The following is a 16,233-nucleotide window of genomic DNA, read 5'->3' as shown; positions in this document are numbered from 1 at the left end:
CCTCAGTCATCTCTTATTATTCTCCCGTTAATTCCATACTGCTGTTGCGTTCAGTCCAGCAGCCGGATCCATCTGGGATTAATTCTATTATTTCGACAGTTTGCGGAGTTACTTTCGCTATTTTGCCATGATAAAGACCCAAGTATTGGCCTACACCTAAACGGTAAACACTGCCATCGGTCGTCTCAAGTAGAGCCCAAATATCATCTCGTTCGCTCAGGGTGCCTCGCATACGCAAATTATCTAACGCATAAGTCTCGAGCCGGCCTTTACGGCGCTTTAAATCGGGTTGTAGGCAATCTTTAGTGGTATCGATAACCTCTTCAGTCAACTCTCTTGAAGGCGGCACATAAGGACTTCTCATTAAATCGGCTTGATAGGCAAAGTGCTCAAATTTCGGTGTCTCCTTTAACGGCGGAATATGAGCAACATGCTGAGCTTTGGTTGTAGTAACAAACAGCTCCAGATCGCTTTTATCCCCAATACAGCCTGTAAGTAAAACACTTAGCATTAAAAGTGGTAGCAGTTTCATCATCTTACCGCCCCCTTCTTCCCCTTTGCTGGTAATTCGGCACCCTCTTTAAATCGGTAAGTTTTAGCCAGAATATCCATGCCAAGCTCACCAGAATCATTTCGCTTAATAACAAAATCATGCAAGCTAACAATTCGAGGTAGCTGAGCAACCCCTCCAACTAGGTGACCTAATTCATGGTAATCACCGCCCACCACTATTTTGATAGGAAATTCGATATAGAAATCACGAGCAATTTCCGAGTCCCAATCTAGACTCTTAATATTTAACCCAGAATCTGTTGCCACAAAGGTAATGTCATCCAGCAATCCTGGCATTTCATTTTTTGAAGGCAACATTTTAAGTAGTTCAGCAAACTGTATTTCCATTGTCGCGAGTTGTTCACGATAGAGTTTCAAGTTTGCCGCCAGTTGATATTTGGATTTAAAGTCTGTTTTTAATTGTTGTTCTTTGTTTTGCTCTGCACTAAGCGAGTCGAGAGCATCAGAAATGAATAGAAAATAGCTACCAACGAACACACACACAGCCAATACGACAGCAAATACAATTTTGACCAGTTGCGGCCAAGCACCAATATTTTCAAAATCAATATCTTTAAATTGGTCTAAATCTAAGTTCATTTACTCGCTCCCTGCACTGTGCTTGCAGATAGCAGTTCACCATTAACTATTGTCACTCTTAATGTGAAACGCTGTAACTGTCTTAATTCTTCATTTTGGGCGACGATCGATTGCATATTAGGATCTTGCAACCAAGCCGATGCTTCAATTTTTCGCATCATATTTGCGACATTGTTATTTGACTCACTACGCCCCTCAATCCACAACATGCTGCCTTTCTTTTCGATACTAGACAGATAAATCCCAGGTGGAACAACACGTACTAATTCGTCTAACACATGAGTCGGTAAGTTTCTCGATTGCTGTAGGCCCAAAATAATTTCGGTTCGTCTTTCAATATCTTTCTTACGGGTGCGGATTTTAGTGATTTCAGAAATCTGCGACTCAAGAAGCTGAATTTCAGATTGCAAATAAGCGTTACGACTTTTCTGATCATCGATAAACATATCGATTGTCATCAACGATAAATAAACTACTAAACCAGAAACTAAGAATACTAGAGCTAAGATCCCGGTGTAATCTCGCTTCTGTTTTTCTCTCGCTTCTTCACGCCAAGGTAATAAGTTTATGTTCGCCATTCTGAATAGCTCCTTAGCGCTAAGCCACATGCCAACATATACTTGCTAATTTGAGGCTGTAGATGGTTCTTTATAGCCTCATCGGCATGTAAGCATCCTTGGAATGGGTCGGCAATAATCGTATGCACGCCTAACTCATTAACCATTAGCTCAGTCATACCCTCAAGCTTCGATGTACCACCACACAAAACAATATGGTCTACTTTATCTCGACCACTAGAGGTGCAGTAAATTTGTAAGGTGCGCTTAATTTGTTGTAATAACTGAGTCTGAAATGGCGATAAGACCTCAAATACATAGTTACGTGGCAGTTCACCTTCAAGCTTAGCTTTTTCAGCCTGCTCATAGGTCATACCATAGAAAGATAAGATTGACTGGGTAAACTGCTCACCGCCAAAGGCTTGCTCACGGACAAATGTGGTTTCACCGTGCTCAACAACAGAGAATGTGGTGATGTTGGCACCAATATCCACCAGCGCGACGACTTTATCGCTAACACCATCAGGCAGTTGACCAGCTATCATGTCAAAAGATCGCCCTAGCGCATAGCCTTCAACATCAACCACTTTAGCTTCTAGATTCACCGCATCGAGTGAGTCACTTAAACTATCGATATTTTCAGAGCGACAAGCGCTTAATAGCACATCGACTTTAGAGGGATCGGTACGATTAGTGCTTAAGGTTTCGAAATCGATATTCACTTCATCAAGCGAATAAGGAATAAGATTGTCGGCTTCAATTTCAATTTGAGCTTCCATCTCTTCTTCACTTAATGCCGAATCCATAAAAATAACTTTGGTCATGACTGCTGAACCAGAAACAGCAACAGCGGCATACTTAGTAGACTTTGGTAAAACGCGCTTTATCTGTTTTAACGCGTCAACGACGGCCTCGCTATCACGGATCTCATGATCATTAACGGCTCCTTTTTTCAAAGGAACGGCTGCATGGCTTAATATTTTGTACCCATCAGCAGTCTTGCTCAACAGAATAGCTTTTACTTCATGGGATCCCACATCGATCCCAACCATCTGCGGGGCCTGACGCTTCCATAAATTAGAAAGCATAGTCCAAAGTCACTTTTATAGTTATTGTTTCCAAAGTAGATTAGCACAAAATCAACCCGTTATAGACATTTGTACAAAATGTTCCATCATTTTACAATTGCTATTTTTTTGACACCAAACACTTACCCGCAAGCAACTTTGACACAAACACGCTCAACTATGGCTACATTTCCGGCATAATTGCCACTTCAGCCTTCAGAGCAGCCATATAAACCAGAAAAACAATTTGGATTAGTCATAAAAACTGAATCCGTTATTCAAAAATGTTTAGGTGATGCTTTTGCGTTAACTAACTTTTCCATTCATTTTCTTTTGAAAAAGCATTCAAATTAACTTATCAAGAAAAAAGCTCAGGCTAATCTGTTAACAAGACTTCACCATTTCCGCCTTGGCTTATATACTATTGTTCTTATTTTTTGTTCTTGGAATATTGCGGTGAAGTGGTTTAAACGACTTTTAATAGCTTTCTTTAGCCTTGGCTTGCTAGGCATCGGAGCGATAGCTGCAGCTTATTTTTATGTGCTGCCAGATCTCCCTGATGTTACGACGTTAAAGACAGTAAAATTACAAACACCACTTCGCATTTACAGTAGTGATGGGAAGCTGATCTCTCAATTTGGTGAAAAGCGCCGTATTCCACTTACGTTAGAAGAGGTGCCCAAGCCTCTACTACAAGCTTTTATCGCTACCGAAGATGCACGCTTCTACGAACACAAAGGTATCGACCCAATCGGTATTTTACGTGCTGCATCTGTGATGCTAACCACAGGCCAAAAGAAGCAAGGTGCGAGTACCATCACCATGCAGGTAGCACGTAACTTCTTTTTGACCCGCGATAAGACCATAATACGCAAAGTAAAAGAGATCTTTATCTCGATCCATATCGAGCAACTGCTCACCAAAGATGAAATTCTAGAACTGTATGTTAACCGTATCTACCTAGGTCAGCGTGCCTACGGGGTAGGCGCTGCCGCACAAGTGTATTATGGAAAAGAAGTGAGCGAGCTGACTCTGCCGGAAATGGCGGTGATTGCAGGCCTACCGAAAGCACCGTCAACGCTGAACCCTATTACCTCAAAAGCACGTGCAAAAGCGCGTCGCAATGTTGTGTTAATGCGAATGAACGAGGTTGGCTATATCAATAATGCTGAGTATCAAGCTGCAATTGCTAGCCCGATTACCGCTAAATACCACGGCGCAGTCATCGATCTGTATGCCCCCTATATTTCTGAAATGGCCCGTGACTATTTAGTCGATAAACTGGGCGAAGAAGAAGCCTATACAGGCGGTTATGACATCTATACCACTGTCAGTTCTAAACTGCAGCTAGATGCTCAAAAAGCACTGCGTAACAATGTGTACTCTTATGACGAACGCCATGGTTACCGTGGCAGAGTAAAAGAGCTATGGACAAAAACAGCCCTCGAACCTGAAGAGATCACAGCCAGATTAAAGCAAACTGGAGCATTCCAAGGCATGTTCCCTGCAGCTGTATTATCTGTAAATGAGCAGACCGCGACAGTGATGAATGCAAAAGGTGAAACTATCGAGCTACCTTGGGATGGCATCAAGTGGGCGCGTAAGTTTATCACCAACAAACGTCAAGGTAAGGCACCTAAACTCGCCTCAGATGTATTGAAACCTGGCGAACAAGTGTGGATCCGCAACAATGGCAACTTCTGGCAACTAAGCCAAGTGCCATTAGTTGCCAGCGCCCTAGTATCTCTAGATCCACATGACGGCGCGATTCGCACCTTGGTGGGTGGCTTCAGCTTCTATACAAGCCAATATAACCGTGTAACTCAGGCTAAGCGCCAGTTAGGTTCGAACATTAAACCTTTCATCTATAGCGCGGCGTTAGAGAAAGGCTACACCCTTGCCACCCTTATTAACAACGCGCCAATTAATAAGCCTGATACTAGACAAGGCACAGCTTGGCGCCCTAAGAATTCACCGGATGTTTATGGTGGTCCAACTCGTCTACGTGTAGGCTTAGCGCAATCGATCAACGTGATGTCTGTGAGAGCCATGCGCTATGCTGGTCTGGATGCCACAATTGCCGAACTGGTAAAGTTTGGTTTTGACCCAGCCGACTTACCACGCAATGAATCGATTGCTTTAGGCTCACCATCGGTAACACCGCTGCAAGTCGTCACCGCGTTCTCAGTGTTCGCTAACGGTGGCTACCTAGTCGAACCGTACTTTATCGAACGGGTAGAAACAGCAAGCGGTGATATCGTAGAACAAGCTAACCCAACACTAGCTTGTAAGCCTGTGGTGACAGAGCCAGTAATTAATGATGATCCTTTTGCCGCTATGGCAAATGAACTTCAAGCGAGCACGACACCTTTAGAAAACTTATCCGCCGTTAATGCAATCCATCAATGTGGCGACGCAGATTCGCGTTATGCACCACAGATTATTTCGGAGCAGACTGCCTTCTTAGTCACCGAATCACTAAAGAGTGTTATTTGGGGTGGCGGCAACTGGAGTAAAGGTACAGGTTGGAACGGTACGGCATGGCGTGCTGCCCGAGTGGTGAAACGTCGCGATATTGCTGGCAAGACAGGTACAACCAACGAGTCTCGTGATACTTGGTTTAGTGGTTTTAACCCTAAACTTGCCACCACAGTTTGGGTCGGTTTCGATGATCACAGCCAAGAGCTAGGTCGTACTAGCTGGAATGCTAACGGTGCCAAAGATCAGATATCTTTAGCTGAAGCCGGTGCAAAAACCGCAGGCCCTGGTTGGAATGAGTTTATGAAGGATGCCTTGGCGGGTACACCAGAAGTGCCAATGGCACCACCAGAAGGTATCGTATCGGCACGAATCGACCTAGCGACTGGTAAGCTGACCCGCAAAACCGATCACACCAGCAGGTTTGAGTACTTTATTGCTGGCACTGAACCGACGGAATACGTGACAGAGCAAGAAGATAACAGCGATATCTTTATCGATGAGCCAGATGAAGATCTATTCCAGTAGACCTTTTCTCGTAAACCTATTCCAGTAAACCATAGTCAGAAATAATAAAAACGCGGTCACTCAACAGAATGACCGCGTTTTTTTACACCTACTAATTGCACTATTAGCAGTTCTCTTTCTTAGTCGCCAATGCGTTACGAACTTGAGATAAAGAGGTACCACCTAGCGCTTCACGCTTAGCTAAGCAAGACTCAATGGTCAAGCAATCATATACGTCGGCTTCAATCGCTGCGCTAAAGGCTTGCAGCTCTACTAGAGTTAACTCTTCTAGAGGGGTTTGCTTGGCAATAGCACTCACGACTGCTTCACCAACCACGTGGTGTGCTTCTCTAAAAGGCATCCCTTTCGCCACTAAATAATCAGCCAGTTCAGTCGAGTTAGCATAACCTTGCTTAGCAGCCTTAAGGGTTTTTTCTCTATTAACCTGCAAGCCACTTAATACCAAGGCTGCCATTTCTAAACAGATCGACCAGCTATCCATTACATCGAACAGGCCTTCTTTGTCTTCCTGCATATCTTTGTTGTACGCAAGCGGCAATGCTTTCATGGTGGTTAATATTCCCATTAAGGCGCCGTAAACACGACCCGTCTTGCCTCTAATTAGCTCCAATGCATCAGGGTTTTTCTTCTGCGGCATCAGTGACGAGCCTGACGTGACTTCATCGTCTAATTCAATAAAGCCCGCTTCACCACTATTAAAGAAGATTAAATCTTCAGCCATCCGACTCAAGTGCATCATACTGATAGAGGCATTGCTGCAGATCTCAATCACATGATCTCGGTCTGAAACCGTATCTAAACTATTGAGTGTCGGCGAGGCAAACCCTAAGGATTTTGCCAGCTTCACCCTGTCCATCGGATAAGCTGTACCTGCTAATGCTCCCGTACCTAACGGACAAGTATCGGCACGCTTAAGCGCATCTTGCAGACGGCTAATATCACGTTCAAACATCTCCACATAAGCTAAACACCAATGACCAAACAATATTGGCTGTGCTCTTTGCAGATGTGTATAACCCGGCATCACCGCATCGATTTCACGCTCGGCAAGTCCGATCAATGCCGCTCTTAAGTTAGCAAGTAAACCGAGTAACTGCTCACCTTCTTTCTTACACCAAAGCTTAAGATCCGTCGCTACCTGATCGTTACGCGAGCGGCCCGTATGTAGCTTTTTACCTAGGTCTCCCACTTTAGCAATCAGCGACTGCTCAACAAAACTATGAATATCCTCAGCTCCTGAAGCAATGATAAGTTCAGGACTATCTTGCGTTTCCGCGAGTAGTTCATTTAACGCTTGGTGTAGCTCGGTGCATTCTTTCTCGGTAAGGATCCCAACCTGGGTAATGGCACTTGCCCATGCAATTGAGCCGACAATGTCTTGCTCTATGAGTCGAAAGTCCACAGGTAATGAGTCATTGAAAAGTTTAAACAGTGCACTGCTCTCTTGGCTAAATCTGCCGCCCCATAATGCCATTCTGACTTCCTCTTTATATCTAGGCAAAGTCTAGCTTCACCTTTAACTCTATGTTTATAGAGCGCTAACTCATACACGTTAGCGCTAACTAACTTTTATTGGTCAAAGACTTACTTTTGACTATGTAACGCTCTGATCCGGCTTGAAAGCGAATACAAACGAATGAAGCCTTCCGCATCTTTTTGGTTATAAACATCATCGGCACCAAAGGTCGCGAACTCCTCAGAATACAGACTATTAGGAGAACGCTTCTTAACTACGCTGGCCTGGCCCTTGTAGAGTTTGACCACTACCTCACCATTCACTAAGTCGGCTAAAGGCTTAGATGCACCTAGCAGAGACTCACACAATGGCGTGAACCAGCGACCATCATAGACAAGGTGTGCCATCTGCGCGCCAACTTGCTCACGCCACTCGCGGCTGGTTTTATCAAGTACTAACTCTTCAATCGCGCGCAGTGCTGCGAACATCACTGTACCACCGGGCGTTTCATAGCAACCACGAGACTTCATGCCAACCAGTCTGTTTTCGGTAATATCGATTCTGCCAACACCGTGAGCACCGGCTACTTCATTCAATACCATCAAGGCTTTATATGGTGATAAAGCCTCACCGTTTACCTTAGTGATCTTGCCTTGCTCAAGCTCTAGTGACACATATTCAGGCTGATTCGGCGCATCCTCTGGGGCGACAGTCATGGTCCAAACCCCTTTCGATGGCTCATTCCATGGATCTTCTAGCTCGCCGCCTTCGTGAGAAATATGCCAAGCGTTTGCATCACGGCTATAGATCTTGGTCGCAGACGCTGCAGTAGCAATATTACGCTCTGCAAGATAATCGAGCAGGTCTTCACGGCTCACCATCTCCCACTCACGCCAAGGCGCAATGACTTTTAGATCAGGCGCTAATGCAGCAAAACAGCCTTCGAAACGAACCTGATCGTTGCCTTTACCAGTACAGCCGTGACAAACCGCATCTGCGCCTACTTTACGAGCAACTTCAACTTGTGCCTTAGCAATAATCGGCCTCGCCATCGACGTACCTAACAGGTAAGTACCTTCGTAAATAGCACCAGTCGCAATCGTTGGGTAGATATAATCGGCCACCAGCTCCTCTTTTAAGTCGACGATGTAGCATTCAGATGCGCCAGAGGCGATGGCTTTTTCATACAAGCCTTCTAGCTCTGCATCACCTTGGCCAACATCGGCACAAAAGGCCACAATTTCACAGTTATCATAAGTTTCTTTTAACCAAGGAATAATCGCCGAGGTGTCTAAGCCACCGGAATATGCCAGAACAACCTTGTTAACGCCTGAGTGATCACTTACTGCTGAATTTTCAATAGACATCTTAATTTCCTACTAACTGTTTTTTATGTCGATCTGCCAATGCAGATTGATAGTTATTTTTCAAAAAGTAATTAACTTAAAAGCGTTACCAGCACGGCATTTTGAGCATGCATTCTATTTTCGGCCTGATGTAAGATGAGTGAGCCGTCTCCATCAACTATCTCGGCAGTCACTTCAACTTCTCGATAAGCTGGTAAGCAATGCATGAAATGTTTCGCCCCCGCCTTTTGCATCAACTCGGCATTCACTTGATAGGGCTTAAACTTGGCCTCGATCTCTTCCATAGATGCTGAGTCGCCCATAGATATCCAGGTGTCGGTGTAAATAGCATGATGGTCGCCAATCGCTTCGATATCTGAACTAAGAGTTAACTTACCGCCATGTTTTGCCGCTAACTCCTGCGCTTCACAAACAACCTTACCATCAGGGAAGTGGCCAGGAGGACAGATGACGGTTAACTGTGCACCTAAGATAGCTGCGCCAAACATCAATGAATGAGTTACGTTGTTGCCATCACCAACATAAGCCAATTTCACCTTGCTCACATCGCCATATTGCTCGGTTAATGTCAGAAAATCCGCTAGACCTTGGCAAGGGTGATAAAGATCCGATAGCGCATTAATAACCGGTACTGTGCCATGCTCTGCTAGCTCTTCTATTGTCGAGTGTAAAAATGTACGGGCGACAATGGCATCAGCCCAACAAGAAATATTGGCAGCAAAGTCTGACACCGGCTCACGCTTACCTAGGGCGCCATTTTGTTGATCTAGATATAAGCAGTGGCCACCAAGCTTATTAATGCCAATATCAAAACTCACCCGAGTTCTCAGAGATGGCTTCTCAAATAACATCACCACACTCTTGCCATCCAAGGCATGCTTATATTCGGCAGGATTAGCCTTAATGTTTTGTGCCAACGCCAATAGGTCGAGTAATTGCTGCTGGCTGAGATCTTTAATTGATAGTAGGTGTTTCATAAGACTTATCTCCTAAGGTTGGATCTGTGTGCCAACGGCTTCACCCTGGCATAATGCGATTAACTGATGTGCATGACGCCAAGAGGCGATCTGTACGGCTTGCCCCATGGACTCAGCAACATCCAATGCAGCCTCCACTTTGACCTTCATTCCTTTCTCAATAACACCTATCTTGGTTAATTCATTAACCTGTTCCCTATTCAAGCTATTAATTAGTTGCCCTTTACCATCGAGCACACCAGATACATCAGATAGCAAAACTAAAGATCCTGAAACTAACTTAGCCAAAGCTGTGGCAGCTTGGTCGGCGTTCACATTAAGCATCTCACCTTGCTCACTAATGGCAATAGAGCTCACAATTGGCATCCAGCCCTTTGCTAATACAAATTCCAAATAGCTTGCATCTTTAGGCTCCACTTCCCCCACCAGTCCTAACAAGGGATCTTTAATCTTGGCGTTCATCATGCCAGCATCGGCTAGGCTCATACCTAAGCAAGTAACGCCCGCCTTAATTGCTGCAGCCTGAAGCGTCTTATTTGAGGTACCCGCTAACGCGCCGACGATGACAGGGATCTGCGCTTCTGGCGTCACTCTTAATCCATCCAGTTTTTCAGTTATCATGCCATTCGCTTTCAACTGCTCATCCACTAAGCAGCCTCCGCCATGCACCATAATAATCGGCTGACCTGATGCGATTATCTTGGCGGCAGCCTGCATCAAACGAGACATACCCATGTCACACTGCAGTAAAGCCCCGCCGACCTTAAGCACCATAACTGGCTTTTGTTCTGTGTTGTTTAGATCTGTTTGAGTCATCTCAATTCTCCACACCAGTTACTTAACAGACTCACCAAAGTGAATCTTTATGCACTGAAGAGCTTGACTTGCAGCGCCCTTCATTAAGTTATCGATGGCGCTAGCTACCACTAGGTATCCAGTCTGCTCGTCAAATTTCCACCCTAAATGGCAATGAGGTGTTTGCACCACATCATCTACCTTAGGGAATTGATTCTGTTTTACCGTGACAAGCTCGGCCGAGTCGTAACATTGATAAGCCTGCTGAATATCACTAAGAGTGGTGCCAGGCTTCAACTTGACTGTAATCGTAGCCAAGATCCCACGCTTAAAGTTGCCAAGATGAGGAGTGAAGATAACTTCTTGCCCTAGTTGAGTCGCAATCTCTGGTTGATGCCTATGGGCGAGTACGCCATAGGGCGTTAAGCTCACCTCACAAAAGCTTGTATGTAGTTGAGCTTTTCTGCCTGCACCAGTCACACCACTTACCGCATTAATCACAGGCAATACATCGGTTAATAGATGAGAGAGGGGCTTCAATGCTATAAGTGATGCCGTTGGATAACAGCCAGGTACGGCTATCATCTTAGTCGCTGCTATTTGATCGCTATTCCACTCGGCTAGACCATATACTGCATCGGCCAATACTTGTGGATATTCATGAGTAAAACCATACCACTTAGGGTATTGCGCTACGTCGCTAAACCGGTAAGCGCCACTCAAATCAAACACGGCTAAACCTTGCTGATAAAACCAGGCTGCTAGATGCAAACTCACAGCATGATCGGTCGCAAGCACCACGGCGTCAGCAGTGGCCACTATGGTTTGCTTTGCATCTTCAGAAAGTGGATTAAGGCACAGTGAGATATGGCTATATGCAGGGTAGAGCTCAGATAATGGCTTACCCTTATCTAGGCTGCTTTCAGAAACATAAAGGCCTTGAATTGATAAATTCGCTTCGGCATTTATAAGAGAGGTGATCTGTGCGCCGGTGTACCCACTGGCGCCAATAATGGCTATATTCTTCATAGTCTATGACTTTAAAACCTTAATCTTGAATTTAGATGACAAAACAAAAAAGAGTGGGCACAACTAAAGCCCTGGCTGAACACCATTTAATGACAAGATTATCGTCGCAGGAAGTGGGTATAAATAACCTTAATTACTATTGTTTTAACCAGATTAAACATATTTACTCTCATGAATCAGACCATTGAAATGTGGTAGTTGCCTTAGCTGTTTGATAGACTAACACGCAAAATTAATTATGCAATATATTTGAATATATATTTGGGTATTTTTTGATGAAGACACTTCCAGAGATAAAGAGTAGCTTTAGCCAGCTTATCGCGGCGCCTTCTATTAGCGCCCTCGAAGCCGAGTTGGATACCAGCAACATAGCTGTCATCGAACTATTGCATACTTGGTTTAGTGATTTAGGTATGCAGTGCCAATCTGTGCCAGTTGCCAATACGCGTAATAAGCACAATTTAGTCGCTTCATTTGGTCAAGGACAGGGAGGCTTACTATTGGCTGGGCACACGGATACAGTGCCCTTCGATGAAGGACGCTGGAGCCAAGACCCATTTTTGTTAACTGAAAAGAATAACCGCTGGTACGGTTTAGGTACCTGCGACATGAAAGGATTTTTTGCTTTGGTACTCGAAGCGCTAAAAGAGTTACCGATGGATAAATTTCAACGTCCGCTGCATATCCTTGCTAGCGCAGATGAAGAAACGACCATGAATGGTGCTAAAGCCTTTGCAGCAGAGAAGTCCATTGCGCCTGACTACGCCATCATAGGTGAGCCCACCAGCTTAAAACCTGTCTATATGCATAAGGGCCATTTAACCCAAGGGATTCGAGTAACCGGCCGTAGCGGTCACTCATCAGATCCCGCAAAAGGCCTCAATGCTATCGAAGTGATGCACTTAGTGACTGGCCAGCTGCTAAAACTCAAACAGCACTTAGCCAATAATTATCGAGAAGATGCCTTTAGTGTGCCCTACCCAACAATGAATTTCGGTCATATCCACGGTGGTGATGCTGCCAATCGGATCTGTGGTTGTTGCGATCTTCATATCGACCTTCGTCCAATCCCTGGATTGGCATTGCAAGATTTAGAGTTGATGGTTGCCAACTATCTCGAACCAATATGTAGCCAATATCCCGGAAGTATTCACGTAGCCCCCCTCTACCCGGGCTCAGAACCTTTTGCCGATAATAAAGAGGGCAGCTGGACACAACTCGTCGCTAAGCTCAGCGATAGCCAGCCCGAAGTGGTGAACTATGCAACTGAAGCCCCCTATATCAGTCAATTAGGTTGTCAGACACTAGTGCTTGGCCCTGGCAGTATCGAACAGGCTCATCAACCGGATGAATTTTTGGAGCTTAATTATATTAATCGCACAAAAGAACTATTAAAAAAGCTGATTTATCATGCTTGTATAAAATAAACCTCTATTTTTCGCGTATTTAAGGGAAAAATTTAATATATCCTTAAAGATGAAATACTCAAAAAGTGGTATAAAGCCTGTTCAAGCACGATATTTTAATCTCGACCATTGCCTAGCGTTACACTGCTAGGTATTGTGATCGATTAGCTTACCGATATGGAGCACGTATGGTAGACATGTATGCCTCGCTAAGGTCAAACGTTGGGACCTTAGGGCAAATTTTAGGTGACACAATCCGCACCGATCTCGATGATACTTTCCTGGAAAAAATTGAACAAATCCGTCATCTTGCCAAAAGCTCACGCCAAGGTGATGACGCCTCTCGTGAAGAGATGCTGACTTTGCTTTCCTCTTTAAGCGACGACGAGCTAGTTCCTTTTGCTAAAGCTTTTAACCAGTTTCTAAACCTTGCCAATATCGCAGAGCAGTTCCATACAATTAGCCGTAATTGCGATGAATTAGTTTGCGTCCCCGATCCGGTAGAACAACTACTTGGCCGGATGCTAGGCGGCAAAATTGATCAAGAAAAAGTACTCGCTTGCCTTAAGACTCTCGATATCGATCTTGTACTAACAGCCCATCCTACTGAGATCTCTCGTCGTACTCTTATTCAAAAGTACTCGGCGGTAATTGATTCTCTAACCGCTTTAGAGAATACCCAACTGACTGAGCAAGAAAAAAAGCAACACCACTTACGACTACGTCAGCTAATCGCTCAAATTTGGCATACCAATGAGATCCGTAACGAACGCCCAACCCCTGTAGATGAAGCGCGTTGGGGATTAAGTACAATTGAAGCCTCTCTATGGCAAGCTATTCCAGATTTTCTTAGACAACTTAATCAGCAAGTCGAAGAGCGCACCAATACCCAGCTTCCTATCGATATAGCACCGGTAAGGTTCTCTAGCTGGATGGGCGGAGACCGTGATGGTAATCCATTTGTCACTTCGACCGTCACGCAAGAGGTGCTTGACCGAAACCGTCATACTGCAGCGCGTTTATACCTAAAAGATGTAGTCTTGCTGGTAAACGAACTCTCAATGGAAGGCGCCAATGAAGAATTATTGGCTTACTGTAATAACAGTAATGAGCCATATCGTGATGTACTTAGAGATCTGCGTAAAAAACTTAGAGCGACGATCGATTACCTAAATGAAAAGCTTGAAGGGCATCAACCAGACGTTAATCCAAAAGATATTATTTGGCATGAAAGCGATCTAAAAGATCCGTTAATGATGCTTTATAAGAGTCTATGCGACCAAGGAATGAGCCTAATTGCTAACGGCTTACTGCTTGATATGCTTCGTCGTATTGCCTGTTTTGGTATTCATATGCTGAGACTGGATGTGCGACAAGACGCTCAGCGCCATGCCGATGTGATTGCCGAACTGACTCGCTATTTAGGCATGGGCGATTATGCTCACTGGGATGAAAGCGAAAAGCAGTCATTCTTACTACGTGAACTTTCAAGTAAGCGTCCGTTAATTCCTGCAAATTGGCAAGCTTCAGCAGAAGTTGAAGAAGTAGTGAAAACTTGCCGATTGGTTGCCAGCCAGCCAGCTCGCGCTATGGGCTCTTATGTTATTTCGATGGCCAGCCAGCCATCAGATGTATTAGCGGTTCTACTCCTGCTGAAAGAAACTGGCTGTCCACACCCAATTCGCGTAGTGCCTTTGTTTGAAACCTTAGATGATTTAAACAATGCATCTAACTGTATGTCGGCATTGTTTGCTATCGATTGGTACCGAGGTTACACCAAAGGTATTCAAGAGGTCATGATTGGCTATTCTGACTCGGCTAAAGATGCAGGTGTAATGGCTGCCGCTTGGGCGCAATACACTGCACAAGAAAAACTAGTCGCCATCAGCCAAGAAGCAAATATCAAACTTACCCTCTTCCATGGTCGTGGCGGCACAATTGGCCGTGGAGGTGGACCAGCTCATCAAGCGATCTTGTCTCAGCCTCCAGGTTCTGTAGATGGTCGCATTCGAGTCACTGAACAAGGTGAAATGATCCGCTTTAAGTTTGGCTTACCGAAACTTGCAGTGCAGAGTCTGGCGCTATACACCTCGGCAGTCATGGAGGCGACACTATTACCGCCACCAGAGCCTAAGCCAGAATGGCGTCAATGTATGCAGCAGCTTGCAGACGAGTCGGTAGTCGCTTATCGAGCCATAGTGCGTGAAGAGCCTGACTTCGTGTCTTACTTCCGTGCCGCTACACCGGAAATTGAGCTAGGAAAACTACCACTAGGTAGTCGCCCGGCAAAACGCCGAGTCGACGGCGGCATTGAGAGCCTTCGCGCCATCCCATGGATCTTCGCTTGGTCACAAAACCGTTTGATGCTTCCCGCATGGTTAGGTGCTGGCGAAGCGCTCAAAGCGGCATCGGAGCGAGGAGACTTAGCTCTGCTACAGGAGATGGAGAAACACTGGCCATTCTTTAAGACCCGCATTTCAATGCTAGAGATGGTTTACGCCAAAGCTGAGCCTAACTTGTCTAAGTTCTATGAAACTAGCTTAGTTCCTTCTGAGCTACATCACCTAGGCGTACAGCTTAGAGAGCGGTTAGCGACTGGAGTAGAAGCCGTACTTGAGCTGACACAGGCAGAAAGCTTGATGGCACATACCCCTTGGAATCGTGAGTCTGTCGAACTTAGAAACCCTTATATTGATCCGCTAAACTTCCTGCAGGCTGAGCTGCTAGCAAGAACACGTAGAGAGGAGCAATCTTCTCAAAATGTTGAGCTGGCATTGATGTTAACCATAGCGGGCGTTGCCGCAGGAATGAGAAATACAGGTTAATGAAGCTACTAAAAGTGGCGCTTACTAGCGCCTTGCTGTTATTGACAGGCTGTGTCAGTCAATACAGCATCACTGAAAAAGAGCTAGAAACTTATCTTAACGATGAGATGCACTTTGAAGTAAAGCAAGGTAATAAAATCTTTGGCGTTGAGCTGCACGTAAACGACATCAAGGTCACATTAGGCGAAAAGCCAGATACCATGGCAGTATCTGCGGTTACTATCGTCAATGTGAGAAACCCATTGATGCCGATAAACGCAAATCTAGTCACTGAGTTTGAAGCAGAGCCTTGGTACGACGCAACTGATAACAGTGTTCATCTACGAAATCTGCAGTTAGTTAAAGTTGAATCTAAACCTCAGGACATAGAGAAAGCCATTGGCTCAATCGCCCCTGAGTTAATGCGCTTCTTAACACAGTTTCTAGAAACTCAACCTGTGTATGTACTCGATACCAAAGAGTCTAATCAGGCATTGATTGCCGACATAACAAAGCGAATTGAAGTTAAGCCCGGCAAACTAGTACTGATATTCGAAGAATAGTTAACTTCTCTGCGGATTAGACATCATAAACCAAAAAGGCAGTATCACTTGATA

13 protein-coding genes are annotated in these 16,233 nt (G+C 44.9%); 4 read left to right on the top strand and 9 right to left on the bottom strand.

The window, feature by feature from the left end; translation table 11 throughout:
• Positions 1 to 16: 16 nt before the first annotated feature.
• From SPEA_RS01305 to SPEA_RS01290, 4 genes are read right to left on the bottom strand one after another with little or no spacing between them, the layout of a single operon-like run.
• Positions 17 to 532, bottom strand: a complete 516-nt coding sequence (locus SPEA_RS01305) for a pilus assembly protein PilP (RefSeq protein WP_086024337.1) — start codon at positions 530 to 532, stop codon at positions 17 to 19.
• Positions 532 to 1,152, bottom strand: a complete 621-nt coding sequence (locus tag SPEA_RS01300; protein ID WP_012153504.1) for a type IV pilus inner membrane component PilO — start codon at positions 1,150 to 1,152, stop codon at positions 532 to 534. Before SPEA_RS01300 ends, SPEA_RS01305 begins: the two co-directional genes overlap by 1 nt.
• Positions 1,149 to 1,730, bottom strand: a complete 582-nt coding sequence (locus tag SPEA_RS01295) for a PilN domain-containing protein (RefSeq protein ID WP_012153503.1) — start codon at positions 1,728 to 1,730, stop codon at positions 1,149 to 1,151. Before SPEA_RS01295 ends, SPEA_RS01300 begins: the two co-directional genes overlap by 4 nt.
• Complete coding sequence (locus SPEA_RS01290; protein ID WP_012153502.1) at positions 1,718 to 2,797, bottom strand: pilus assembly protein PilM; 1,080 nt, start codon at positions 2,795 to 2,797, stop codon at positions 1,718 to 1,720. Before SPEA_RS01290 ends, SPEA_RS01295 begins: the two co-directional genes overlap by 13 nt.
• Positions 2,798 to 3,232: 435 nt before the next feature.
• Between SPEA_RS01290 and SPEA_RS01285 the strand changes: the two genes are divergently transcribed.
• Positions 3,233 to 5,782 carry a penicillin-binding protein 1A gene (locus SPEA_RS01285; protein WP_012153501.1) on the top strand — a complete coding sequence of 850 codons (2,550 nt, stop codon included), beginning with the start codon at positions 3,233 to 3,235 and terminating at the stop codon, positions 5,780 to 5,782.
• Between the two features lie 103 nt (positions 5,783 to 5,885).
• Here the strand turns inward: SPEA_RS01285 and argH are convergent, their stop codons facing one another.
• The 5 genes from argH to argC all read right to left on the bottom strand — a co-directional run bounded on the left by argH (position 5,886) and on the right by argC (position 11,406).
• Positions 5,886 to 7,256: an argininosuccinate lyase gene (gene argH, locus SPEA_RS01280; RefSeq protein WP_012153500.1), complete on the bottom strand. Its 1,371-nt coding sequence runs from the start codon at positions 7,254 to 7,256 to the stop codon at positions 5,886 to 5,888.
• 110 nt (positions 7,257 to 7,366) lie between these two features.
• Positions 7,367 to 8,605: an argininosuccinate synthase gene (locus tag SPEA_RS01275; protein WP_012153499.1), complete on the bottom strand. Its 1,239-nt coding sequence runs from the start codon at positions 8,603 to 8,605 to the stop codon at positions 7,367 to 7,369.
• A 71-nt stretch (positions 8,606 to 8,676) separates the two neighbouring features.
• Positions 8,677 to 9,582, bottom strand: coding sequence for an ornithine carbamoyltransferase (locus SPEA_RS01270; RefSeq protein WP_012153498.1), 906 nt, complete (start codon positions 9,580 to 9,582; stop codon positions 8,677 to 8,679).
• A 12-nt stretch (positions 9,583 to 9,594) separates the two neighbouring features.
• Positions 9,595 to 10,398, bottom strand: a complete 804-nt coding sequence (gene argB / locus SPEA_RS01265; RefSeq protein WP_012153497.1) for an acetylglutamate kinase — start codon at positions 10,396 to 10,398, stop codon at positions 9,595 to 9,597.
• An 18-nt stretch (positions 10,399 to 10,416) separates the two neighbouring features.
• Positions 10,417 to 11,406: an N-acetyl-gamma-glutamyl-phosphate reductase gene (argC, locus tag SPEA_RS01260; protein ID WP_012153496.1), complete on the bottom strand. Its 990-nt coding sequence runs from the start codon at positions 11,404 to 11,406 to the stop codon at positions 10,417 to 10,419.
• 275 nt (positions 11,407 to 11,681) lie between these two features.
• Here argC and argE point away from each other — a divergent pair, with 275 nt between their 5' ends.
• The 3 genes from argE to SPEA_RS01245 all read left to right on the top strand — a co-directional run bounded on the left by argE (position 11,682) and on the right by SPEA_RS01245 (position 16,179).
• Entirely contained in the window at positions 11,682 to 12,833 is a 1,152-nt protein-coding gene (argE, locus tag SPEA_RS01255; protein ID WP_012153495.1) for an acetylornithine deacetylase, read from the top strand.
• Positions 12,834 to 13,000: 167 nt separating this feature from the next.
• Positions 13,001 to 15,637 carry a phosphoenolpyruvate carboxylase gene (ppc, locus tag SPEA_RS01250; RefSeq protein ID WP_012153494.1) on the top strand — a complete coding sequence of 879 codons (2,637 nt, stop codon included), beginning with the start codon at positions 13,001 to 13,003 and terminating at the stop codon, positions 15,635 to 15,637.
• The gene (locus SPEA_RS01245; RefSeq protein WP_012153493.1) at positions 15,637 to 16,179 is read left to right on the top strand and encodes a YceB family lipoprotein; all 543 of its coding nucleotides are present in this window, start codon (positions 15,637 to 15,639) and stop codon (positions 16,177 to 16,179) included. Before ppc ends, SPEA_RS01245 begins: the two co-directional genes overlap by 1 nt.
• Positions 16,180 to 16,233: the final 54 nt, after the last annotated feature.

Source organism: Shewanella pealeana ATCC 700345 (assembly GCF_000018285.1).
Taxonomy (GTDB): domain Bacteria; phylum Pseudomonadota; class Gammaproteobacteria; order Enterobacterales; family Shewanellaceae; genus Shewanella; species Shewanella pealeana.
Note: the sequence above shows the minus strand (reverse complement) of the source record. Positions and strands in the feature narration are given on the sequence as shown.

What these genes read in the sequence shown, in the direction of transcription:
- SPEA_RS01290 (WP_012153502.1), bottom strand. Translation starts at nt 2,797, where the DNA reads ATGCTTTCTAATTTATGGAAGCGTCAGGCCCCGCAGATGGTTGGGATC.
- SPEA_RS01295 (WP_012153503.1), bottom strand. Translation starts at nt 1,730, where the DNA reads ATGGCGAACATAAACTTATTACCTTGGCGTGAAGAAGCGAGAGAAAAA.
- SPEA_RS01245 (WP_012153493.1), top strand. Translation starts at nt 15,637, where the DNA reads ATGAAGCTACTAAAAGTGGCGCTTACTAGCGCCTTGCTGTTATTGACA.
- SPEA_RS01270 (WP_012153498.1), bottom strand. Translation starts at nt 9,582, where the DNA reads ATGAAACACCTACTATCAATTAAAGATCTCAGCCAGCAGCAATTACTC.
- argC (WP_012153496.1), bottom strand. Translation starts at nt 11,406, where the DNA reads ATGAAGAATATAGCCATTATTGGCGCCAGTGGGTACACCGGCGCACAG.
- argH (WP_012153500.1), bottom strand. Translation starts at nt 7,256, where the DNA reads ATGGCATTATGGGGCGGCAGATTTAGCCAAGAGAGCAGTGCACTGTTT.
- argE (WP_012153495.1), top strand. Translation starts at nt 11,682, where the DNA reads ATGAAGACACTTCCAGAGATAAAGAGTAGCTTTAGCCAGCTTATCGCG.
- SPEA_RS01300 (WP_012153504.1), bottom strand. Translation starts at nt 1,152, where the DNA reads ATGAACTTAGATTTAGACCAATTTAAAGATATTGATTTTGAAAATATT.
- ppc (WP_012153494.1), top strand. Translation starts at nt 13,001, where the DNA reads ATGGTAGACATGTATGCCTCGCTAAGGTCAAACGTTGGGACCTTAGGG.
- SPEA_RS01275 (WP_012153499.1), bottom strand. Translation starts at nt 8,605, where the DNA reads ATGTCTATTGAAAATTCAGCAGTAAGTGATCACTCAGGCGTTAACAAG.
- argB (WP_012153497.1), bottom strand. Translation starts at nt 10,398, where the DNA reads ATGACTCAAACAGATCTAAACAACACAGAACAAAAGCCAGTTATGGTG.
- SPEA_RS01305 (WP_086024337.1), bottom strand. Translation starts at nt 532, where the DNA reads ATGAAACTGCTACCACTTTTAATGCTAAGTGTTTTACTTACAGGCTGT.